The 24,289-nt window shown below is 37.5% G+C and carries 23 protein-coding genes and 1 pseudogene; 1 reads left to right on the top strand and 23 read right to left on the bottom strand.

Annotated features, from left to right (window positions below; genetic code table 11):
* Positions 1-89: 89 nt before the first annotated feature.
* The 11 genes from G592_RS0103695 to G592_RS0103645 form a co-directional block, all read right to left on the bottom strand.
* Entirely contained in the window at positions 90-1,049 is a 960-nt protein-coding gene (locus G592_RS0103695; protein WP_028246617.1) for a DUF4349 domain-containing protein, read from the bottom strand.
* An 18-nt stretch (positions 1,050-1,067) separates the two neighbouring features.
* The gene (locus G592_RS0103690) at positions 1,068-2,330 is read right to left on the bottom strand and encodes a DUF3298 and DUF4163 domain-containing protein (RefSeq protein ID WP_028246616.1); all 1,263 of its coding nucleotides are present in this window, start codon (positions 2,328-2,330) and stop codon (positions 1,068-1,070) included.
* 184 nt (positions 2,331-2,514) lie between these two features.
* Positions 2,515-3,798 carry a PhoH family protein gene (locus G592_RS0103685; protein WP_028246615.1) on the bottom strand — a complete coding sequence of 428 codons (1,284 nt, stop codon included), beginning with the start codon at positions 3,796-3,798 and terminating at the stop codon, positions 2,515-2,517.
* 218 nt (positions 3,799-4,016) lie between these two features.
* Positions 4,017-5,405, bottom strand: a complete 1,389-nt coding sequence (gene mgtE / locus G592_RS0103680) for a magnesium transporter (protein WP_028246614.1) — start codon at positions 5,403-5,405, stop codon at positions 4,017-4,019.
* Positions 5,406-5,630: 225 nt separating this feature from the next.
* Positions 5,631-7,112 carry an AAA family ATPase gene (locus tag G592_RS0103675; protein WP_028246613.1) on the bottom strand — a complete coding sequence of 494 codons (1,482 nt, stop codon included), beginning with the start codon at positions 7,110-7,112 and terminating at the stop codon, positions 5,631-5,633.
* Between the two features lie 114 nt (positions 7,113-7,226).
* On the bottom strand, positions 7,227-8,078 hold the full coding sequence (locus G592_RS0103670; protein ID WP_028246612.1) for a YitT family protein: 852 nt from the start codon (positions 8,076-8,078) through the stop codon (positions 7,227-7,229).
* Positions 8,079-8,295: 217 nt separating this feature from the next.
* The gene (locus G592_RS16915) at positions 8,296-8,763 is read right to left on the bottom strand and encodes a hypothetical protein (RefSeq protein WP_051194742.1); all 468 of its coding nucleotides are present in this window, start codon (positions 8,761-8,763) and stop codon (positions 8,296-8,298) included.
* Positions 8,764-8,794: 31 nt separating this feature from the next.
* Complete coding sequence (locus G592_RS0103660; protein ID WP_028246611.1) at positions 8,795-9,523, bottom strand: hypothetical protein; 729 nt, start codon at positions 9,521-9,523, stop codon at positions 8,795-8,797.
* A 14-nt stretch (positions 9,524-9,537) separates the two neighbouring features.
* Positions 9,538-9,951: a hypothetical protein gene (locus tag G592_RS0103655; RefSeq protein WP_028246610.1), complete on the bottom strand. Its 414-nt coding sequence runs from the start codon at positions 9,949-9,951 to the stop codon at positions 9,538-9,540.
* Positions 9,952-10,091: 140 nt separating this feature from the next.
* Positions 10,092-11,891: a methyl-accepting chemotaxis protein gene (locus tag G592_RS0103650; RefSeq protein WP_028246609.1), complete on the bottom strand. Its 1,800-nt coding sequence runs from the start codon at positions 11,889-11,891 to the stop codon at positions 10,092-10,094.
* Between the two features lie 201 nt (positions 11,892-12,092).
* On the bottom strand, positions 12,093-12,941 hold the full coding sequence (locus G592_RS0103645; RefSeq protein ID WP_028246608.1) for an FKBP-type peptidyl-prolyl cis-trans isomerase: 849 nt from the start codon (positions 12,939-12,941) through the stop codon (positions 12,093-12,095).
* A gap of 185 nt (positions 12,942-13,126) precedes the next feature.
* Between G592_RS0103645 and G592_RS0103640 the strand changes: the two genes are divergently transcribed.
* Positions 13,127-14,344 carry an iron-containing alcohol dehydrogenase gene (locus tag G592_RS0103640; protein ID WP_028246607.1) on the top strand — a complete coding sequence of 406 codons (1,218 nt, stop codon included), beginning with the start codon at positions 13,127-13,129 and terminating at the stop codon, positions 14,342-14,344.
* Between the two features lie 53 nt (positions 14,345-14,397).
* Here the strand turns inward: G592_RS0103640 and G592_RS0103635 are convergent, their stop codons facing one another.
* From G592_RS0103635 to G592_RS0103580, 12 genes and pseudogenes are all read right to left on the bottom strand, one after another.
* Positions 14,398-14,667, bottom strand: coding sequence for a hypothetical protein (locus tag G592_RS0103635; RefSeq protein WP_028246606.1), 270 nt, complete (start codon positions 14,665-14,667; stop codon positions 14,398-14,400).
* A gap of 68 nt (positions 14,668-14,735) precedes the next feature.
* The gene (locus G592_RS0103630) at positions 14,736-15,206 is read right to left on the bottom strand and encodes a hypothetical protein (protein ID WP_028246605.1); all 471 of its coding nucleotides are present in this window, start codon (positions 15,204-15,206) and stop codon (positions 14,736-14,738) included.
* Between the two features lie 99 nt (positions 15,207-15,305).
* Positions 15,306-15,446: pseudogene (locus G592_RS18055) on the bottom strand (cell filamentation protein); the annotation flags it as partial.
* Positions 15,447-15,451: 5 nt separating this feature from the next.
* Entirely contained in the window at positions 15,452-16,039 is a 588-nt protein-coding gene (locus tag G592_RS0103625; protein WP_028246604.1) for a type IV toxin-antitoxin system AbiEi family antitoxin domain-containing protein, read from the bottom strand.
* Between the two features lie 404 nt (positions 16,040-16,443).
* Positions 16,444-16,866, bottom strand: a complete 423-nt coding sequence (locus G592_RS0103615) for a DUF5677 domain-containing protein (protein WP_155942152.1) — start codon at positions 16,864-16,866, stop codon at positions 16,444-16,446.
* Entirely contained in the window at positions 16,847-17,119 is a 273-nt protein-coding gene (locus G592_RS0103610; RefSeq protein ID WP_028246602.1) for a hypothetical protein, read from the bottom strand. Before G592_RS0103610 ends, G592_RS0103615 begins: the two co-directional genes overlap by 20 nt.
* Positions 17,120-17,407: 288 nt before the next feature.
* Positions 17,408-17,716: an RES family NAD+ phosphorylase gene (locus G592_RS0103605; RefSeq protein ID WP_028246601.1), complete on the bottom strand. Its 309-nt coding sequence runs from the start codon at positions 17,714-17,716 to the stop codon at positions 17,408-17,410.
* Positions 17,717-17,736: 20 nt separating this feature from the next.
* Positions 17,737-18,990: a hypothetical protein gene (locus tag G592_RS0103600; protein WP_028246600.1), complete on the bottom strand. Its 1,254-nt coding sequence runs from the start codon at positions 18,988-18,990 to the stop codon at positions 17,737-17,739.
* Between the two features lie 53 nt (positions 18,991-19,043).
* On the bottom strand, positions 19,044-19,673 hold the full coding sequence (locus G592_RS0103595) for a retron system putative HNH endonuclease (protein ID WP_028246599.1): 630 nt from the start codon (positions 19,671-19,673) through the stop codon (positions 19,044-19,046).
* Positions 19,670-20,989, bottom strand: a complete 1,320-nt coding sequence (locus G592_RS0103590; protein WP_028246598.1) for an AAA family ATPase — start codon at positions 20,987-20,989, stop codon at positions 19,670-19,672. The genes G592_RS0103595 and G592_RS0103590 overlap by 4 nt, the downstream gene beginning before the upstream one ends.
* Before the next feature lie 265 nt (positions 20,990-21,254).
* Positions 21,255-22,844: a restriction endonuclease subunit S gene (locus tag G592_RS0103585; protein ID WP_028246597.1), complete on the bottom strand. Its 1,590-nt coding sequence runs from the start codon at positions 22,842-22,844 to the stop codon at positions 21,255-21,257.
* Positions 22,845-22,848: 4 nt separating this feature from the next.
* Positions 22,849-24,279: an N-6 DNA methylase gene (locus G592_RS0103580; protein WP_028246596.1), complete on the bottom strand. Its 1,431-nt coding sequence runs from the start codon at positions 24,277-24,279 to the stop codon at positions 22,849-22,851.
* Positions 24,280-24,289: the final 10 nt, after the last annotated feature.

Here is a 24,289-nt window from a genome sequence, read left to right as displayed (position 1 = left end):
ATTGCCTCCTAAAAATCATATAATAATCCTAATTTAAAAATTATAACAAAAAAGGGGCCCGTTTAACAGACCCCTTCCTTTAATTACTACTATTTTTCAGTATTTGTAACCTCTTGTTCCTTTTTCTTTTTCTTATATTTGAACAGTGGCCCTTTACCTTTTTTCCTGCGAATGAATGCAATGATAAAGATTATCACTACAATAATTAACGCATATGGGAATATATAAATCAGTGCGATTACAAAATCCTGTAGGAATGTGATAAAGCCTGAGCATGAATCCTTGGCTGCATCTACAAATCTGTTCCAGGCTGTGTCCGCTTTTACCTCTGTGAAGGTAGCCACCTCTTCTATGGTGATATCCACAGTGCTGTAGTCTACCTGATCATCGTATACACGTTTTTGAGCTGTATAGCTTTCGATTTGGTACTGAACGTCGTTGATTCTGTCTTCTATCTGAAGTAGTTCCTCAACAGTTTCAGCTTTAGCCTCCAGTTCACGAAGCCTTTCCATTTTAGTGTCTAGGCTTTTTAGTCTAGCCTGAACATCTACATACTCAGATGTGATATCCTGCACGTCCTCGTATTTTGATGTCATGGAGCCTACCGAGCCTACCGCCGTCATAAAAGCATCGTAGCTTTTAGCCGGAATACGAGCTGTGAAATGGCAGTCTCTGTTGCCATACTCCGCACTACCATACTGAGATGAGCTTTGAATATAGCCACCGTTTGATGAAATCAAGCCCTTAACATTAGCCACGTCCTCATCAAACTTTTTGGATTCGATACCAATGTTTGAAGTGTAGACGATTTTACGACTAAGGTCGTAGCCCTCCAAATCTTCTTGACCTGATTCTGCTGGCGCTTCGACAGATTTTTCTTCAGCAATGCCGGTGTCCGCTGTAGCTGTATCAGCCCAGCCTTCTTCCGCAACATCCTTAGTATAAAAAGCGCTGCTTCCAGAACTATCATAGTCTGCCGAGCTGCCGCACCCCATAGTAGAAAGAATTAATATTGCAATCAACGCCAAAAGAATCAATCTCTTTTTCATAACCCCCTCCTATATCAATTATTTAAAGTCAAATCCTATCTGCTGTTCGTTACTCCATTCAATGTTATTATCATTGTATGTGTATTCACCAAGAGTAATGCCTGTTTCAGTTACTTCCTTTACGGAAAGTGTTGTATCCATATGGCCCTTAGCCTTGATGCCATTTGAAACATCATAAAGGTCCATACTGATGCCATCATTTGCAAGGAGAACAAAGTTACCTTCATCGTTATGGATGAAATAACCCGTGTACCAGCTACCATTGCCAGACTCGTTTTTCAACTCCTCGCCGTTTACTCTTAATACAACGTAGTTTTTATCAGTCTCCTCTTCCCAAGTGTTGACTACACTGATAGTATCAAGGGTACCGTCGCCATTAAAATCTATTCTGCTATCGATACCAGCATTAGAAAGCTTGAGTACGTATGGTGCATCTGAAAGTGGTGTGTAACGATCGTTAAGTCCTTCATACTGGCTGTAAGGTACAGTAACAGAAATAGTACCTGCAGCATATGGTGCAATATCATACTGCTGGAAGATAAATGTAATACCTACATTGTCTAAATAGAATTCAGGCTGATTACCATTTGAGAAATACTCCTCAATTACTTGCTTGTAGTCTATTATATCATCACTGTATAGGTTTCCTCTAGCTGCATCTGAGGAATTTGCTATTGTATCTAAAATATACTGCTTTGATGTCTGTCTGATTGCTTCTGCATCACCTAAATCATCAAGTGTAATCTGCTTTCCAGTGGCTACATCAAAATTTACACCTGTGTAGGTTCCACCACCATGAGCTCCTCCCATAAATGTATAAGTGTTAAGAACAAAGCTTAGCACTTTGTTATCACGGCGTATAAGCTCATTTTTAATATCCTGGGAATACTTCATTGTGTCCTCTGAATCTCCCATTTCCTCATTCTGCTGTTTAGCTTGAGCGTTCATATCCTCGATACCAGAGTTAAATGTCTTAACTATACCGTCAAAATACTCATCCATAGCCGCCTTAAGCTCTGGGTGTTTGTCATCCGTAACCTGAATGCACTGAACACTTCCTATGAAATAGTCATAGTCCTCTGCCTTTACAGAAGTAAATGTAATATCTGGTGCCGATGTGCTAACTGGCTCCTTATCTGATTCATTATTATCTTCTGCAGGCTGTGTTTGTTCTGTAGCCTGAGTGTTGTCAGTATTTATAGGCTCTGTCTTCTTTCCGCAGGCTATCATAGATGCACCTGCTACTGCACAGATTAAAAGCATAGCTATTCTTTTTTTCATTAAACGTTCCCTCCGTATTACCTAAAACTCTAAAACTATGTTTGTACCTCAGTATACACATCCCCTGTATTGTATCAAGTAGTACAGTGATTTTTTAAGAATTCTTAATAAATTTCAAAGAACAGGCCCCGAGCTTTTCCCGGGGCCATAAAAAGGAGGATTTATAAATAACCAAGAGAATTATTTACTTAATAACCAATCGTTTTGCTCCTTCAGCTGCAAGTGGGCTTCGAACTGTCTCACTCTCATCGAATGTAATCTGTGCACAGAGCTTTGAGCCCTTCATTCTCTCAGCCGCAAAAGAAAGACCATTATTCTTTCTGTCCAGCTTTGGAGAATCAATCTGGTCTGGATCACCAAGAAGAACTACCTTCGAACCCTTGCCGGCTCTTGTGATGATTTCAAGAATCTGACCAATTGTACAGTTCTGTGCCTCGTCAACGATAATAAATGAATTTACAAGAGAACGACCTCTCATATAAGCCAATGAACAGATTTCAATAATACCTGTATCAAACATATCCTCAATTTGAAGCTTAACCTGTTCCTTTTCTTCATTCTGCCCCTTCAGAAGTACCTGCAGGTTATCCATAAATGGAGCAATAAGAGGAGTCATCTTCTCTTCCAAATCACCTGGTAAAAATCCCAAATCATTATCAGAAAGAGTGTTGCTTCTCGTAATCATGATTCTGTCGTATCCGTTGTGATAATAACCCTGAAGTCCCGCAGCAAGTGAAAGGAATGTTTTAGCTGTACCAGCACTACCCTTTAAAATAACCAGCGGCAAATCTTCTGGATGAGCAAGGAGTGCATATAAAGCAAATCTCTGTCCAACATTTCTAGGCTGGCAATATGGAGTATAGTAATCTCTGTCCTTCAATAAATGCCATCCATCTTCTTTAAATGTATAGAGGGCTGAATTGCTGCCATCTCTACAAATTCCAAATTCATTTTCAAGAAATCCCTTATTAAACGGGCTCTCTATATCTTCCGGTGTGATATCCCTTCGTCCTGTATAATTTTCATTATCAAGAATCATCTCATTGTGATAACCCTGTACCACGCAGCCACACATTGTAGCATTGATTCTCATTGAAATATCATTAGTTACAAGAATGGTTTCAAGCTCACTGGCTTTCGCAATAGCAAGCACACCATTAATTATTCTGTTGTCAGGTCTGTCTAGCGTATACTCAGCTGGAACCAGCTTCTCAAATTCAGATTCTTTGGCGATTTTAAAGGTACCGCCATTCGGCATTGTAACCCCGTTGGCATAATCTCCCTCGATTGATTCGATGTTTCGAATTGACTCTCTGGCGCCATAGCCCACCTCCGCAAAGGCTGTCTTCTTGGAATCAAGTTCCTGAAGAGTGGTGGTGGTGATAATAACATTGTTATCATCAAAACCAAATATCGCAGTAGGACAATGGATCAGAATGTTGGTATCCAGGACGTAATTTTTCTTCATATGGGGTCACACTCCTTACCTATTTAATTTTAAAAAACAAGAGCTTCTGTACTTAATATATCGACTGTATAGAAGGTAGTTTTTATAATTTAATTCTATCCTATTTGCACAGTAAGTTCTACAACATTTTGTTGTTTTTTATGATAATTGTGTGAAAATAACCCTGTATATTGTTATAATAAATAACAATATACAGGGTTATCTAAAATACGTATATTTTATAGTCTTCCAACCAAAAGAAGGCCAGCCAAACCGTAATAAGTAACTACTGCAACCAAGTCATTTACTGTCGTAATGAGTGGACCAGATGCTACAGCAGGATCGACTTTAATTTTGTGGAAGAAAATTGGGATAATGGTACCAATAAAGCTTGATACAATCATCGCTATAAAAAGTGAGAAACCAACAATACCTGATACGCTAAAGGCTGCATACCATGCGTAAGCCTTTAATCCATGGAGGTATAAAGCTACAAATACAAATGCAAGCAATCCAAGAATCAGTCCGTTGGTACCACCTACTCTCATTTCTTTCAGTACAAACTTTGCTTTTTCAACACCAGAAATCTCCTCATCCATAAGAACTCGGATGGTAACAGCCAGTGATTGTGTTCCAACATTTCCGGCCATGTCCAAAATAAGAGACTGGAATACTACTACCACTGCAACAGATGCAACAACTCCTTCGAAAATACCGATAACGGAGCTGGTCACAAGTCCAAGTCCTAAAAGTAATAACAGCCAAGGAATGCGCTTCTTGATACTTTCTGGAAGGGATTCATTCAAATCTTCCTCTGCTGTCAAACCAGCCAACTTAGCGTAATCTTCACCCATCTCATCATCTACGGCCTCGATGATATCCTGAGATGTAATTACACCGATAATTTCGTCGTTTGAATTAAGTACTGGGATAGAATCCTCAGCGTAATCCTTTAACATTTCGATGCTGTCTGAAATAGAAGCATCAGCCTGAACGCTTGGGTAACTGTGACTGATAATGTCTCCAAGAGGCGTATCAGCACGAGCAAGAATCAAATCTCTAAGCTCGATAGCACCACAATATTTCTGTTCCTTATCTACAACGTAGATAGTATTGATATTATCATTGTCCTGAGACTGCGAAATAAGCGAGCGCATAGCCTGCTTAACTGAAAAATCCTCTTCGATAACAATGAAGTTAGTAGTCATCATACTACCGATTTCATCTTCATCGTAAGAATTGATCAGTCGGACGTCAGCGGATGCATCTTCATCCATCAATTCGATGAGCTTTTCTCTCTGCTCCTCATCTTCGATGTCTTCCAAGGCATCAACCGCATCATCGGCATCCATGTTTTCAAGGACATCTGCCGCCTGCTCTGGTGTAATCTCAGTTAAGTACTCTCCTACATCCTCGATGTAAGGGAAAATCTCAGACAGAAGCTCTGCACCTAAGATGCCGAAAAGTCTTTGTCTGTCCTCTGTATCCAGGGATTCGTAAGCTTCGGCGATATCATTTTCATGATAATCATCCAACGCCTCAATCATCTGCTCCGCACCCATATCTGAGCGCAGTAAGTCTATAATCTCCTGAATCTTGTTGTCCTCTAATAAGTCCTTATTTTCCATAGTTTCACTTGAACTATAGGCATAAAAAAGTCACTGAATATGTAATTGCAAAAACACAATAAAGGAAAACTGCCCGATTAAAATAAGAAAAGAGCAGCTGCAAAATAGTTACATAATCGCCCGTGACTGTCGGATTTATCCATAGCTGCTCTCCTTTCGTTTTAATTGAATATATTATAGATATTAACAAGAAAACTTTAACACAAAAAATGAGTTTTTGCTACCCTATAAACAAAGTTTTTCAACCATTTTTCTATCATAGACAACAGACTTTACTTTATCTACTTCTATTTGATAGAGGGCATTAGCTGCAAGATGTTCAGCGGCCTGTTCCACGTTTCTGATACCTGTTGAAATAACGAATTTCTCCATAACAGCATCAATTCCATCCTCTGTAACCTGACACTCTTCCGGTGACATTCCCATTCTTTTTAATACCTTTGGAAGAGAGAATCTTCTAAAGATTTCCTTCTTCTCTTCCACCGTGTAATCAGGGATATCTATGACTGCAAAACGTGACATAAGTGGTGCAGAAATATCGGCCTTAACGTTTGCTGTAGCGATTGGATAAACACCCATTGTTGGAATCATACATTCCATATAATTATCCGTAAATCCAAGGTTATCAAGGAGTGTCAGCAGCACGTCAGCAGGGTTTCCATTGCCCTTACCGGAGTTTGCCTTATCAAGCTCATTAATGATAAATACAAGGTTGCTTGTGCCAGAATTTGCAAATGCCTCCATAATAATTCCAGGCTTTGCATTTGAATAGATACGTGAGCTACCAGTAAGCTGCTCTGGGTCATTAATTGAACTCATATCAAGTGTAGTCCATGGCAGCTTTAAAATTCTTGCTACCGCATATGCGATTTGAGATTTACCTACACCTGCAGGTCCACAAAGTAACAAACCATAGCTTGGCAGAGTATGGGTGCGGTTTACCTGAATTACTGTTTCCATTATTCTCTGCTTTACAGACTCCAGACCGTAAAGTTCTTCATCAAGAATTCTTCTTGCTTCCACAGGATCAATGGCTTCAAAATAATCACTCTTCCAGTGGATGCTGGTCATTATAGAAAGAGCTCGCTGGGCATGTCTTCTCTCTTCAATTGTTACCTCAGCAGACTTTGCAACAGCAAGATTTCTCCTTGCCCAAAGTCTGATATTGTCCGGGAAAGTTCTGCCTGCACAGGTAATAAAATCAGTGATGGACTGAATACTGGTGAGTTTCATATCATCGCCATCTTCAGCATCCTCCTCATCAAGTTCTTCCTCTGAAGGAGCTGATGATGCAAACAATCTCTCCATCATAAACTGAAGAAATCCATCCTCCGAAGAAAGCTTTCCATTGCCTGTGGCAGTCTCTCTGATTTTGTAAACAGCATAGCCCTCAGGAGTATTTGCGCCTGAAAGTCTCACTGGAATATGATTCTCTCCAAGCCACCCTATAAGGCTTGTAAATCTGGAATCGATTCGTAATATATCTGAAGAAATAACGCCATTATCTGATTCAAATTCAAAGCTGCTTCTTGTAACAGGATTTGTAAAAGTACCATTTGTGTGATGCTTCATATTCCCATTCTTGTCAGTTAAAACAAGAATAGGCCTCTCTGCAGTAGCAACAGGCTCATCTGACTTAAAAGTAGTGTATGTCACCACTGCTTCTTTTTTCACGTTCTCATCATTTGCAAAATCAAATACTGGCATAACATTCTCTCTCCTTTTCTTATACTCACAACTAGTTTAGCAAAACGCTTTAGTGTAGTAAAGTGTATATGCAATAAAAGAGCCATCAGAAACTTCTGATGACTCTTGAATCTTTTATAAATATTTCTTCTGCTCTGTAAATCCTCGGCCTTTTACTTCGGATACACGGCTGATAATTATGAATGCTTCTGGATCAATGCTGTGAACAAGCTGCTCTGTCTTGGCAAGCTCTCTTGTGGATACGATTGATAAACAAATCTCTGTATCTTTACCAAGGTAGCCTGTACGACCGTACATTACAGTAACACCTCTGTCGATGCTCTGTAAGATAGCTCTTCTAATATCGTCGCTCTTCTTACTTACTATCTTAATCTGCGTCTTGGCTTTTCCAAGAATCAAAGTTTTATCAAGTGTCATGGTGTAAATAACCACAAGGATAATTCCGTAAAGAACCATAGTCTTGTCTGTAAACAAAGCCTGCACAACAAGTACACAGATATCACATATCCACATTACACCTGAAATGGATGTACCTAGGTATTTATTCAAAACGATAGGTGGGATATCCATACCACCGGTAGATGCGCCTGTACGAATAACAACGCCCAGGCTGGCACCAATAATAAGGCCACCGAATATTGTACATAAAACAATATCATCGACTGGCTCATACTGAGCTGCAATAATCTCAGCTATATGAATTTCAACTGGAAGACAAAACGTAGACAATAAAGTGTTGGCCGCAAATCTTCTACCCATAGCACGCCAGCCAACCAGGAACAATATGGTATTTATTACAAATACCGCATAGGATGTGTGAATACCCCACATATGATGTATAAACAGTGCAAGTCCCGTACCACCGCCTGTAATCAAATGTGATGGCTCAATAAAGAACGCCACCGCAAGGGCATAACAAAAATTTCCTAATACTACAATCAAAGCTGTTTTAAAAATCTGTCTCATAGTGTCTCCATAAAATTATTCTCTGTAACACAACAAGACCGATTGTACACCTTCTACGGACATTTGTCAGCACACCACGGTAATGCGTTAGCACGCTAAAGTGTTTTCCACCATACTAAAAAAAGCTGGTTACTGTCACAAGCCTTAGTGTTTCCTCATTCAGCTTAGAATGCTTCATTCAGAAACCTAAGAGCTTGTGACATACCAGCTACCTTAATTACTTATCAAACCCTAAGAAATGCATACGCCCGTCCTGGGTCTTTACTTCGTGTTGAGGTTTTTCTCCAACATCGGGATTAAAGAACACCCCCTTTAAGCTGTTGGTGCGGTTGCGAATGCAATCTGGGCAATAACGTCCGTAGCGGATGCTGCAACCACAGGTTTCGCATTTTATATACACGCTGCTTCCCTCTGGTATTTCCAGGCGCCCTTCCCTGAGCATTCCGTTTACCAGCTCAATTGGAACTCCGGTGTTATCAGAAATTACAACCGCAGGAGCAGCTCCATACTCATCGATATAGTCCTTGATTCTACCGAAATCATCGATTTCCTGATGACCACAGTCGTAGCACTCGTAGTAGCCGCCGCCTATATATTTCAGACGGCCTTTGCACTTGGAGCATCGATTAGGCTTACGTTCAAGGAACTCTTTTTCGAATTTTTCAATATCTTCTTTTTTCCCCATAAAAACACCTGTAAAAATTTAAAATACTGTTTTATAGGTCGAAATCTACAACACTATCATCCAGCTCAACTATATCTTCAGGTGGACCACCCTCCAGACCTTCTCTTATTAGTTTCCAATTTTTCAGGAACCATACTGTCTGAGCAGGATGCTTATACAGTGAAAGCATCTGTGCCCCCTCATATTTAAACGGATATGAGATTGGAATACTGGTAGGTCTTGATGTAGTGAAAAAGATAATGTGTCTGTATTCTTTCTTTATAATAGCCTCTGGAGTAACGCAATAATAAATACAATCATCGTGCTCTGGAGCATAAACAAAGTTCATCTTTGTCTGCTCCACCTCCATAGGCTCCATTCCATCTACGTAAAATTCCTTTTGGCGAGCTTCTTTTATACTCTCGTCTGTAGCTGCTTCATCCTTCGCAGCTTTGACAGCTTCCTTCCACTTTTTTGCTTCCAGTGGATTCATTAAGCCTGCAAAGAACCTGTCCTCCTGCTCGATTCTTTCCTGATCTTCCTCAGACTCAGTAGGATCAATTGTGGTCTTCAGCCAATAGTTAATTGTGTTGAGATGCTTATTGAGCTCATTAATATGAGGGGCATAAATTTTGTCCAAACTTACCATCCCCTGCCAATATTCCTGGAACTGCTGCTGTGCAGCTCTTCTGGCATTTTTTCTAACAAAATGAATAGGCAAACCTATCATTAAATTTAGCGCAGCCAAAAAAACTACCACATTAACTGTAAACCAATTCATAGTAGCCCCCGATGTTAAATAACTACAAATCTATAAATCACCACACATAATAACAGTATTAAAATTACTGTGTTAAATTGTAATACTCGAATCAGTTTATCCAGGCTTTCCTTGTTCGCCGCTTTCAGCTTAGCCCCAATATCCTTTGTGGCAATATCCAATTGATTTTTAATTGGCGCATCATAGTCCAGCGAACTTTGAAGCTTGGTAATCTTCTTATCTATATCATTAATCAGTCTCTCCATTTTAGCCTGATTATCCGTTATGGCATCTATGAAATTCTTGTCATCTTCCTTCAGAGAATCCAATGCCTTTTCCAGTGCGTAAACCTGCCCCTGAAGTCTGTCTATCTCATCTCTGATGGCCTCTTCACTCATGCCAACATATCTACGAGTAAATATAGATTTCCCTTTGTATTCTTCATGCATACACTTTTCTCCCTTTAATGATGCGTAGAATTCAACCACTATATTATATACTTGTCTAAATTCTATCACTTTCGCCCCGCTATTGTATAGTCATGTCACAAAAAAGTCACCCTTTACAGGGTGACTTTTGAAAACAAATATTAAAGAGAGAATCGAGCCACAAAATCCTGAAGCTCCTGAGCATTTCCAGCAAGCTTATCAGATGCCTGAGCAACTTCATAAGATGATGCTGTCTGCTCCTCTGATGCTGCAGATACATTTGATGTCTCATCTGCAACCTCAATACTCATCTGCTCAATATCCTTGATATTCTTAGCAATTGTCTCTGTTCCACTAGATAGCTGTTCTACAATGCTGCTCATTGTATATGATTCCTCTGAGATAGAGTTAACCATGTTTACAATGTTATTGAATGTGCTACCAGCTTCATTTACAAGCTCTGCACCATTTACAACGTTTTGGGCACCATCACGCATTGCCTCCACAGCTTCCTCGGAATTCTTTGTAATTCCGGCGATAAGCTCAGTAATCTTCTGAGCCGCCTGATTAGAATCATCGGCAAGCTTTGAAATCTCACTTGCTACAACCGCGAAGCCCTTACCCATTTCACCAGCACGGGCAGCCTCGATACTTGCATTAAGTGAAAGCAGGTTTGTCTGACTGGCGATTTCTGAGATAGTAACAACGAAATCATTGATACTCTTAAGTCTCTCCCCAAGTCCTTCTACAACCTGAGCTGTATTCTCAACTGATTCTCTGATGCTATCCATCATATCTGTAGCATTAGTCATGTCGGTAGCACCGTTAACAGCAGCCTCATTTGTAGACTTAATCATATCTGTAGTACGATTAATAGCTTCCTGGAAGTTTTCCATATTGGTAACAAAGGAATCGGTTTCATTACTTGCACCTGTAACGGCATTAATCTGGCCTGAGCATGAATTTGCAACGTTAGTACATGAAGTTGCAACCATCTCTGATGCCTCTGCAGACTGAGATGCTGATGCTGAAAGCTCCTCTGATGCAGCTGCAACAGAAGCTGTAGTTTCAGAAATCTCCATCATCAAATCTCTGATATTTCTATGCATCATATCAAGGGAGTCAGCAATAAGACCAATCTCGTTATTTCTATTAACAAGGGTTCTAACCTTATCCATCTCCTCATTCTCTGTAAAGTCACTGTTGGACATACGAACAATCTGACTTGCAGCAAGGGAAATAGGCTGTGTAATCTTTGTACCAAAGAACAGAGCTACAACAACACCACAAATAATAAGTACAATAAGAATTATAATTGTGGCAATAATACTCTTTCTAAGAGCTGCATTGGCAGTCTTACCATATTCTACAGACATGGCATCCAAGTCATCTACCCATACGCCAGTACCCATTACCCAGTCGAATGGCTCGTAATGAGCTGTATAGTTAATCTTAGGAAGCTCTTCAGTCTCATTTGGCTTAGCAAACATAAGGCTTGTATATCCACCACCTGGCTGCAAACCATTTTGAATCATCATCTGTATGTACTTGTTTCCACTGGAATCGGTGGCATCCCAACGAGACTGTCCCTCAGTATCTCTACCGAGAAGAACTACGTTTACACCTTCCGAGGTATCAACCCAGAAATAACCACTTCCATCATTATATCTAAGCTCTCTGATAATATCCGCAGATTGCTTCTTAGCCTCCTCAAGAGTCATTTCCCCTGCCTGAGACTTAGCATACATAAAGGCACAGATACTCATTGCCTCCTCTGTCTCAAACTTCAGCTGATTCTTTACATCAGCATAAAGTCTATCCTTGTATGCCGCTGTCTGCTCAGCGTTAGTATTTAATGTGTTAATAACTGTGAATGTTGAAATGATACCTGCAGTAATTACTACAGCTGCCAGAATGACTGCTATAAGTACTGTCTTTAAAGAACCCCTCTTCTTAACCATAAATATGTACTCCTTTTCCCCAAAAGTAATACAGCGGTTGATATTGCTATAATAACATCTAAGAAAGCTGATTTCTAAATTTCACAGATATTTCATTCAATATTCGTAAATTGATTGCATACTATTTAAACGTATGAAAAAGGTAGCCACCCCAACGATAGCTACCTTAATTATAGGTTACATTATTTATATGTTAGTAAACTAGATTACTTCTACAAGTTCAATTGTGAAATTAAGCTCTTTGCCAGCCATCTCGTGGTTTGCATCAAGAGTGATATTAGTCTCATCCTTTGCAACAACCTTTACTGGGAATGGTCTGCCATATGGATCCTGTAAGTACACCTGCTGGTCAACCACTAAATCCTCTGAACCTGGAAGCTGTGCAATCTCTAATGTAATAACTGCATCCTCATCACGCTGTCCATAAGCTTCCTCTGGCATAAGGTGAATATCAACTTTCTCGCCAACTTCCATGTTAGCAACAGCCTTATCAAATCCCTTAATCATCATTCCAGCACCACAAACGAACTCAAGTGGCTCGCCTCTGTCATAAGAAGAATCAAACTGTGTACCGTCGTTGAATGTACCTCTGTAATGTGTACGGCAGGTCTTACCAACATTCTTACCCTCGAATTCAGGCTCAGAATGACATCCGCCACAACCAGAATGTCCGCCGCAGCTGTGGCCATCCTCATGATTGCCACATGTATGACCTTCACCGTGGTGATTGCAATTTACGCCAGAGTTGATAAGCTCACCCTTAAGGTATGCCTCAACTGCAGCATCAACATCACCTGATGCACCAGCGCAAAGCTCGATTCCACGCTCGCTAAGAGCTGCCTGAGCGCCACCTCCGATACCACCGCAGATAAGTACATCAATACCATTATTACCAAGGAGACCTGCTAAAGCACCATGTCCCTGACCATTAGAACCAATAACCTCAGAAGATACTACCTTGCCATCCTCTACTTCATAAATCTTAAACTGCTCAGAATGTCCAAAATGCTGGAAAACCTGACCGTTCTCATATGTAACTGCTATTCTCATTTTATACTCCTTTAAAACAAAATCTTTCTTATTATAACCGCTAAAGTTGGTATTGGCAAATTAGATATTTTGCCTAATAAAATTGGCTTTTTTAGCAAACATATTGTGGAATATGGAACAAAATTTCCATATTATGTATAATATATAAAAGCTAAAATTATTTAACAAAAGGGAGGTATTTTACTATGGCAAGATTTACTTTGCCCAGAGACATTTATCATGGAAAGGGCGCTCTTGAAGCGCTAAAAACATTTGAAGGCAAACGTGCCATCATCTGTACTGGCGGCGGTTCCATGAAAAGGGGTGGATTTTTACAGAAGGTCGAGGACTATTTAAAAGAAGCTGGTATGGAAACTGAGCTTTTTGAAGGAATAGAGCCTGATCCATCAGTAGAGACAGTTATGAGAGGCGCTGAGGCAATGTCAAAATTCCAGCCTGACTGGATTGTTGCAATCGGTGGAGGTTCACCTATCGATGCTGCCAAAGCTATGTGGATTAAATATGAATATCCAGAGACAACATTTGAAGATATGTGCAAGGTTTTCGGACTTCCAAAACTCCGCACAAAAGCTAAATTTTGCGCTATTTCTTCTACTTCTGGAACAGCTACAGAGGTTACAGCATTCTCAATTATTACTGATTATCAGAAGGGAATCAAATACCCAATCGCTGACTTTGAAATCACACCTGATGTAGCTATTGTTGACCCAGAGCTTGCTCATACAATGCCACAAAAACTTGTAGCACACACAGGTATGGATGCAATCACACACGCTGTTGAAGCTTATGTTTCTACTGCAAACTGCGCTTACACAGACCCACTTGCAATCCATGCAATCGAGATGATTATGAACACTCTTGTAAAATCATATAATGGGGATATGGATGCAAGAGATGAAATGCATGATGCACAGTGCCTTGCAGGAATGGCATTCTCTAATGCTCTTCTTGGTATTGTTCACTCTATGGCTCATAAGACTGGTGCTGCTTTTGCAGATTTGGGAGCTCACATTATCCATGGTGCTGCTAATGCAATGTATCTTCCAAAGGTTATCGCATTCAACGCTAAGGACCCTGTTGCTAAACAGCGTTATGGCGTAATTGCTGATTACATGCATCTTGGCGGTTCAAATGATGATGAGAAGGTTAAGCTTCTTATTGATTATTTACGTAAGATGAATGATGACCTTAACATTCCTCACAGTATCAATCACTACGGTGCCGATGGACTTCCAGCTGAGCAGGGCTTTGTACCTGAGAACATTTTCCTTGAGAGACTTCACGATATTGCTGCAAATGCTATTTTAGATGCCTGCACAGGCTCTAACCCAAGACAGCCTAGTCAGGAGGAAATGGAAAAACTTCTTAAGTGCTGCTACTATGACACAGAGGTTGATTTCTAAAAATAATATTAAAGATAAAAAATGGAGAGGCGATACTACTGCCTCTCCTTTTTTTACATCCAATTATAATCTCCACCAGTAACGGCCAGTGATAGAAGTGCATCCATTCGCTCCACCTCTTCTTCACCCTGAACCACCTGCAAAAGCTTTGCTGTTTCCTGAGCTACTGGCATTTCCTCATCTGGACCAATTTCCATATTTGGCTGCTCACCACAGTATGGGCAAACAAGGCTTGGCCCTACCTGCACCGATAAAAATCTATTTGCACATTCCTTACATTCATAAAATCCTGCCAAAGCAGTTCCTTCTGGTACGTAATACATAGTCATCTCCATTATTTTCTATATAAACAAATTTTTTGTTAGCTAACTAAATTATTAATGATTGCAAATTACTTGTTTGCAATTGCAGCCTGGAGCTGAGGAATGCAAGCTATGACACCAATCACAATCAAAATAATCCCTGTGCCCATAAAAGAAATCATAAACACTCTTGAACAGAGTTTGGAATCTTTTTCACTCATCTGATCCTTGAGTCCTCTGAAAATCATCCCAAGTGCCCAGCCCAGGTAAGCGGAGAAAAGTCCCCCTGCAATCAGCGCCACACCTTCTACGCTGACTTTTATAAATGGATGATATGCATTCACCAGAAAAATAACAGCTATAGCCACCACGATTACTAATACAGGTGTCATCAGTCGAATCACCCGCATGCTGCTCTCAGCTTCTTTACGCTGCTTTTCATTTGCGCTTAGGATGTCATCATCCAGAATTCTTCGGTTATTTCCTGCAAAATTCAAAAGGAAAAATCCCCAGACACCGGCAACTATCAATACCGGGACAAAAAATGTAAGTTCAAACATGTTCTTCTCCTACTCCAAATTTATCGGGTCATTTATTGGGTCATTTATTGGGTCATTTATTGGGTCATTTATTGGGTCATCATGACCCAATAAAAATTTTCCACTAACATGCATCTCTCGATTATGTAGTTCATTTTTTTCACTTAACAGGAGGTCCCTCAAAAACAATTCAAGAAACTCCGTCGTTTCATAAATGCCTTCTTTAATATTTGTATAATTAGCCCGAACAAGAGCATTTTTGGTTTTTATAGTAGTACCTCAATATATCGCAAAATCTTTTTCTTAACATGTAATTGTTCTGCGTAATCCATTAAAAGATTGATATTTTTATTTTCATATTTTGCATATCTCTTCATTGCGTCAAGAACAATTTGAATATCAGAACCTTCGCCCCTAACAATATCGCACAAAGTTCTTTCTATATTATAGACTCGAATTGGATTCCCACTGAAAGACAGTGCATCACTCAATCCTAAAGAGTATTTTTCTTGTACTACTCTTTTTATAATCACGTTTTCATTTTTTAAAGATGGTGCATTATAGCCCTGGGGAAATGTAAATGAATATATAGCAGGAGTTCGATCTGTAAATCCATGAATGTATAATGCTGTATCATGAGACACTATACCCTTGGGATATTTTACGCTAAGAATATATAAATCATCTTCCCATTCATCCGTAATCTGATATAGTCCTCGACCGACTCTCATCAGTTTATTGTTATTTACATAAGATTTTAATGCTCGACGATCTCCGCCATAAGCTTCAACATCAGTAACTTTTACAAGGCCATCTGTCGATTCTGCAATTAATTTTTCAATAATATTGCTCATTTCGCCACCACCTTTCACACATTAATTTTATATCGAATAATGTGTGAATGTCAATAAAATTATGAGCATTCACACATTATTTTAGAGAAATTTATTGTGCGAATGTCTGTAGCCACTATGATTATTCTTTTTGAAAAAATTAGTTTAGCGTGTACTATCATCCCATTATAATAGAATACGATTAAAAAAAAGCCATAACTCAAGAATGAGTCATGACTTTATCTTTCAATATTTATATTCAAAAAGATTCCAATATGCAACAATCTTTATCCCTTTATCAATAGCCTCATCGTATGACACATCTTCGTACAAAAGTTTCTTGGTAATATCATTATAATCTCTCTCATAGAAACGAGTAGTTATAATATCCTGAAGCATTTTGGGTAGATTGTATTGTATCTTTCTCAACCATTTATGATGTTTATTAATTTACTCGTTTTATGTACTTCTTTATCTAAACCGAACCTTTTAGACAATTCATTTTGATACTTTATTTTTATAAGATCAGCATCCTGGAAATACTTTTTTAGCAGTTCATTATGATTATCCTCATCTTCTTGGCTTTCTATAAATGAGCAAATAATCATCTGCTCATAGATATTTCTAGCAAGCATTAATGCACCGTCAGGAAATCCTTTTTCACACAAATAAATAATTTGACGTAATAATGATAAACTTGAAGTTAATGCTGGCACTAATAAATCAACATCATCCTCTTTTCCAAGCAGTTTTCCTTTTTTAACCTTTTCAATTACATTAGATTCAATATTTACAAGAACAAGATATAAGTCACTCAAAAGATACTTATTATCTATTTCCTGTGACAATTCTTTTTCCCCCAGAACCATCAGATGCTTTCTGCTCCTCCTCAATGAATACTTCAATTAGTTTGCTCAAATCCTCGGATGTCACATATTTTTTCTTTTCAACAGAACAAAGCTCAATATTCTCATATCCTTTTTCTGTCAAAACAAAGTTTCCGTATTCCACACCATCAAGAGTTAAAATCTGTGGCCCGCCAGAAAACTCTATTGGGACATATACCGACGAGTATCTTATTCCACACTCTTCCTTTTCCATTACAATCCGTCCTAGTTTATTTGTAACATCATACAAGTTGTTTATCATTCTATGCAGAAATAATGATGATAACGGATTAACTGCGATATCACATAAAGAGCCCAAATGTCCTTGTTTAAAATAATCTTCTATAAGATTTCTTTCTCGTACGGTTAAATCTGTATCTTCTGCAACAGACATGGTTATTTTATACATTAAAGCGTTGACATAATTATTTGTAGATAAAAATGTCCCTACCCAAAAAGATTTTGTGCATACATACTTTGCAAGGTAATACTCTTCCCCCTCCTATAATCCAACTTCTCTACCTAAGTATTCTGAAGAGGACGCTAAATATAAAACAGATTGACCATCTGCATTAAACCTTCCTTGCCTTGCATATTTCAGAGGAACAGGCCCCCACTCATTATCATCAAAAATATTTGAATTATTAAACCCTTTTGCTCGGCGAACCCTGAAAAATTCCGTCCCTTTCTTTATATACATTCTCTCCGAAAAAACACTCTGTTTTTCCTTTTTACCTAAGCCAAAAAACATAGTAAGAAACTCAGAAATACTATTGCATTCCATAAGTCTAAATTCTCTTGCTTCTGTCACAAAATCCTCCCCGAGTAAAATTAATATGAGTAGTTATCATACCCTAATATTTCTTTATAAATAATGTCAATTGATGCCTTTTTCAAAATACTAGTCCGCTCATATAACCATTCAAAATCCGCATTTGCTACATACTCTTGAAATGATGAATCCTCTTTAGGCCTACTTATTTTTAATTTATTATTTTTTATAAAATAGCCAGAATGTATGTAATGATTACGTAAACAAACAATCTCTCTTGAAAGACAGGATACTTCATCATCTGTGTATTTCATACACTTATAGTTTTCTTCTATAGCTTTAGCAATAAATCTGTTTGAAGCACCTTTTTCATTTTTAGATTTAAAGAAGCATTCAACAAACTTGTAATATAATAAAAATGAATCTTCTATATTTCTTGATGTCACACCAATAGCATAAGGAATATTACGTAGCCACATCTTGTTTGTATGAGCATAGTTTATATTTGAATAGCATTTCTCCAAGAAAGACGCCATACTATCGGTAACAACATAATTTTTCCGTTCTTTGTATTCAAAACCACGTGTTTGACATTTAAATCTATAAAATGAATCTTCTATATTGAGCCAAATATCATCAACCTTAAACCCGCCTTTTGTATACAACTGCATATATATTTCAAATTCATATACATATTTATAAATATCATTGTAATTTTGTCTTCGTTTAAATTGGATTTCAACATACGGAGTGATATCAATAACAACTTTTCCTATCTTCCAATCTTCATTCTGTTCCCACCAATCATTAAACAGGATTTTCTTTATTTTCGATGTGGAAATGTCAAAATCTATTGGCTCATTTTTCTTTTTCAATGAAATAATCAACTCATCATCATTTTTCTTTTTTTGATAAGAGTTATTTCCCACAATTGCAATGAAGTCTTTACTAAAAATACGTATAGACGAACATTTTGGTGTTTCTGGAAGACTTGTCAATTTGTCATATTTACCATGTGAAAAATATATTCCTGACTTAAAAATAGTAACTGACTTATTATCTAGCAATGCATATCTATTACTGTTACCAGCATAATAAGCATCTTTAAGTAAATAAAATTTACTGTTATCAGAATCCGCTATTAAAATATCTCTTGATTCAAAATTATTGTTACCAATTGCATGAAATCCATTAGTACTTGGAATTTCATCAAAAATATCATACTCGGCAGACACAGTGATGGAATCCTTTTCGATAGTATAAGTACAACGATATCTATTATTCAAATCATTATTAAAAAAACAAACAGCCATTATTCCCCCTCACAATTACAACAAAATTCCCCCACACATTATTTGTTTGCAAGCTATAGAACATAGTTTTCAATATAATATATTGCCGCTGTACAAAACGGTTCAAAATCACCATCAAATTTTCTATTCTGATAATAAACCAATTCTTCTTCCCATTCGCTCTCTGACAAATCTGTGTTTTTAATACTGTCAATGACAGCTTTCCTTTGGTGATTTAAAAATGGAACACTAAGATTTAAAACAGCAATAGTATCATTTGCTTCCTTTGACAGCCCATAGATTTCTCCATCCTCGCCATAACCAAACATTTTTTCACAATTATCATCAAGTGGCGAAACACAAATACGATTATTATTTTTATTGGCATCACAATACAGTGGATAGTTTTTATTTTCTCTTCTATTATGCTTCTTTCGCTCACACTCACCGCCATCACATGATAGAACCAAATTTGAATACTCAAGTTGTAGCGCTGGAAAGCGTTCTTTAGGTTTAATGTGTTCTATCACAGTTTTTCCCTTTAATTCTCGTTCACAGTAACAACATATCCCACCTTGCTCCTGCCTCAGAGAATCTCTCAGATTTTTTTTTACATTTTTCGATAAATCCCTAAAACACGCGCCTTCCAATTTTTTATATTCTTTTAAATCTTCTGGTTCACTTTCCTTTTTTATATGCTTCACTTTTTATGTCTCTCCAATCTAGCAATGCTGCTTTCTGCCTGTAAAATAAACGGATCTTCACTTGTTAAATACTTAATGATTTCCTCATATGTTCTTTTTGCATTATCTATTTCTTTTTTAGCTATACTACTTCTGAATAAACTAATTAATTGAGTTACCTCCTCCGGACGTTTTTTCACCTCCATGATTTCTTCTAATACCTCTGACACATCTCTATTATATGAACTTGTGGTAGGCTTAAACACTTCTCCATCTTTCAGTATTCTTATGTTGTCATGTTCCATTTTCCCTAATGTCAATGGGGAATGTGTTGTAAAAATAACTTGTCCATTAATTTCATAACTAGAAAGTATTTGCAAAATTTTTCTTTGCCATCCTGGATGTAAAAACGCATCAAACTCATCCAATAAAAATAATGCTCGGTACTCTTTAGTAATGTCCATAATCGCTAGAATTAAAGCAAGTTGTTTTTCACCTTCGCTCAAATCATTAGCTGAAAACAAAGCATCACATTTTTTTACTTCAAAATCAATGCTATCCAATATTCCAGCCTGAACCAACAATTCATATTTTATGAATAGATCAAATGCATTCTCTGCCTGAAAATCTATTTTAGAAAAATCATTTACAAGAATTTCCGCACTATCGTTACTCAATATTTTTAGTGTACCTGTTCTCTTTATAGCATTAAGAAGATAATCGACGGTTCCTCTCGCATTCCAAAACGAATTATCGCTAACTTTAGCTGACTTACTCCAGCCTGGGTTCTTTAGCTTAAAAACGGCCTTTCCTGTCATTCCATCGATATTTAGCAATCTACAAATTTTATAATAGAGTTCATTTTCAAAAGCTGTTGTGGCAAGCATTGCAGGGCCAAATTCTCTAAGTCCAATATATGTGTTGTACTTAAGCACAAATTCACCATCTGTCTTTAAGGATTTATCAAACGACTTATCTATTTTTGACTCTGCAATCATTCTCAAACGATTAGTCTCTCCACAATAATAAAGGAAAAGAGATCTAGGCAAATATTTATGCATGCTTGGAGTAATCTTTTCGCCATTCAAGCAATATTTACCATTTTCATTTGACAATCTATACTTTTCATCCCCCTCATAATATTCAATATCAAAAATAAAAGGGATTTCTTCGTTTACCTTAATAGATGAAAAGATAATAGCTACCGCCTCTAGAAGATTTGATTTACCGCTTCCATTATTTCCTATAATTGCTGCTATAGAACTTGGTTTTTCAAAATTCAATTCAAACTTGTTAAGATTTTTGTATCCATCTACTTTTATATATACTAACTTCATCGATTCACCTTCCGCTTCTATCTTTCTATTCAAAAATCAACTAATTTCATCTAAATTAAAGTATAGCATTTTAAGCATTTCATTCAATCCAACATATTAATATCTAATATATGCCCATTCTAATGGAACAACCGTTTAAAGCTATACACATTTCTATAGTAAATCACTATATGTTTTATAGTTCCACCAATCATAATGCTAACAGAATTCATATAATATAATCTATATATAACAGGTACTAATATAGATATAATTGAAGCCAATCTCAAATGAGATTGGCTTCAATCTGTGCAATATGTTCCTTTATATTTACAACAGTATCGGCAATTATTTCTTGCTCTTTAATTGGAGGTATCGGTATTAATGTACTAAGAATTCTTTCAATAGCCAGCTTAGGCATTGCGACATGGTGCGTTTTATCTTGAAATTGATTTTGTATAAAAGAGCTCTGGATAGCTACGCATAAATAATTCTTATTTATTTGTATATTTGTAGCTTTTACAGCATTTTCAGTTAGATTCATACCATCCATTTCTTTCGGTACTGTTCCCACTGCACCAATTGTTCCTGCAACAGTAATGTACAAATCATCTGAAGAAATAGTATATGCTTTTATTTTCTCATAAATATCATCATCAATATATTTTATACCATCCATAATTATTGTATTATACTTCATATCGGTAACTCTGATGTAAGCATGGGCAGTTTCATTATCAGAAAAGCTGTATCCCTTTGGAATTCTTTTTCCTCCTTTAATAGAGGCAATGTCACGTATTCTGCACCACGTCCAGTTAGCGGGTAACTCATATGGGATTTCGTCCATGATAGATTTTATAGTTCCATCCATTAACTTCTCATAATAATAGTTATCCTTCCCTTTATAAATGATAGATTTCCTCTTATCACGTTTAGGTTTATCGTAATTTATTAACGCTTCTTTTTCTCCCCTGAGACGTTCAATGAAAACAGATGCAGGTTCATCATTTGGATTCTGTGGAGCCAACTTTCCTCTTATTGCCATGTCCAAAACTTTTGATTTAGTATCAGAAATAATATCAACCAGACTATCCTTGTTTTCTTCAAGAACACTTACTAATTCCAATATCTTTTTTATTTCCTCCGATATCTTGATTTGCTGATGAATTGGTGGAACAATAAAAAGCAAATTGTCAAATCGACCTTTGTTGAGTATAGGCAAGGTCGTTGCAGAAGCATTACCTATTATCTGGTTTTGTTCAAATTCAGAACACATACTATAAAACGTATAGTCCGAATTAACATATGGACTAGGAAGCAATGCATTTATTTGCTGATTACAGATACCAGCAGAATGAATCAATCCAGTTTTTCCTATTGTTGCGCCTATACATGTAACTAAAACTGAATTTACAGGTAATGATCGTCCTGTCTCGTACCCCGCTGTTGAAACATGATCAATTGAATCATGGACATCATAACCATCATCTAAATCAGTAGGTTTATAGAAGGGATAATCATTACCATAGTATTCGTTATTTTTTGTAGAAGGAGTGCTACCAGTAACAGTGAAAAAAAGACTTCCTATTCTACTCCATTCCCATCCGTTTGGAATATCAAATGGTATCTCATCCTCAATACAATTCACCGTTCCATCCTGAAACTTCTCATAATACATATTATCCTCACCTTTGAAGATAATAGTATCGTTCTTAATATCCTTTGGCTTCAACTTCCCCTCTTTAACCATCTGCTTCTTTTCTTCACGTATTCTTTCGAGAAGAACTGATGCTGGTTCATCATTAGGATCCTGTGGAACAAGCTTGCCACGGATAGCTAAATCTAATATTTTCTGGCGTAATGCCTTTGTATCCATTAACTTATTCCTCCAAATCTCCAATTAATGATTTCAATGCTTCTACTGCATTATTAATGTTAGAAGCCTTCTCTTCGATTTCATCCAACAACTCTGCTAATGATCTGTCATCAACAGTATCGCCAGAGCGAATCCATGAAATGTCTAAGCTCGTCTTGTCACGCTCAAGAATCTGCTCATAGGTATACTTTCTCCAACGTCCGTCTGGATTTTCCTCTGACCAAGTTTCCTTACGATCTTCCATATGACCAGCGCAATAGCATTCGACAAACTCTTTGAAATGCTCCCTAGTAAGAGGATTTGTCTTACCAAAAGATGGCATATTGGAACGTAAATCATAAATCCAAACTTCCTTTGTATTTCCTTCATCCTTAGTCCCACGGTTGAAGAATAACACATTTGTCTTTACGCCCTGGGCGTAGAAAATACCAGTAGGCAATCTAAGAATCGTATGTAGATTACATTTCTCCATTAAATCCTTACGAATTTTTTCTCCATCGTTATCAGCGAAAAGAACATTATCAGGAAGAACCACTGCAGCTCTAGCCTTACCATCCGTATTCAATGAACGATAAATATGCTGCAAAAAATTTAGCTGCTTATTGCTTGTCATAAATGTTAAATCATCACGACTAGCACGCTCACCACCCTTCTTTGTTCCAAATGGTGGATTGGTAAGAACAACGTCGTAATTCTTTAAAACCTTTCCCTGATTAGAAAGCGTATCACAAAGGTAAATCTCACCTTCAATGTCATGAAGCATTGAGTTCATAAGTGCAAGCCTATGTGTCTCATGTACAAGCTCTGCTCCAGTGAATGCTTCATACTTTTGGAAATGCTGTTCATCCTCAGATAAGTCGAAAAGGTCATCTGTGTGATTCTTAACATATCTATCTGCTGCAATCATAAAACCATATGTACCGCACGCCGGATCATTACATCTTTCTCCAGGCTGTGGGGCAACAAGTTCAGTCATTACATCAATAAGAACACGAGGTGTGAAATACTGGCCCGCACCAGACTTTTTCTCATTAGCGTTTTTCTCTAATAAACCTTCGTAAAGATTTCCAAGACCTTCTTCCTTGGCACTGTACCAGTCAAGATCATCGATGCTTGTAATGATTTTCTTTAGGTTTGCAGGCTCGTCAATCTTACTACTAGCACCTGAATAAATATGCTGAATCTTACCAGTGCCATTTTCTCCAAGTTCCTGTAAAAGAGTTGCATAGAATTTCTTTAATTCAATACCATCCTTGCTACTAAGATTATCCCAGCGATATTCCTCTGGAATATTTTTCTCAGCACCTGTCTCCTTGGCCATTTTTAAAAATAAAATATATGTAAGCTCTGTTACGTAATCCTGATATGTAATTCCATCATCACGCAATACATTACATAAATTCCAAAGCTTAGCTACTATTTCATTGTTTGTCATTAGTTATAAC

This window comes from Pseudobutyrivibrio ruminis CF1b, from assembly GCF_000424005.1.
GTDB classification, from domain to species: Bacteria; Bacillota; Clostridia; order Lachnospirales; family Lachnospiraceae; genus Pseudobutyrivibrio; species Pseudobutyrivibrio ruminis_C.
Note: the sequence above shows the minus strand (reverse complement) of the source record. Positions and strands in the feature narration are given on the sequence as shown.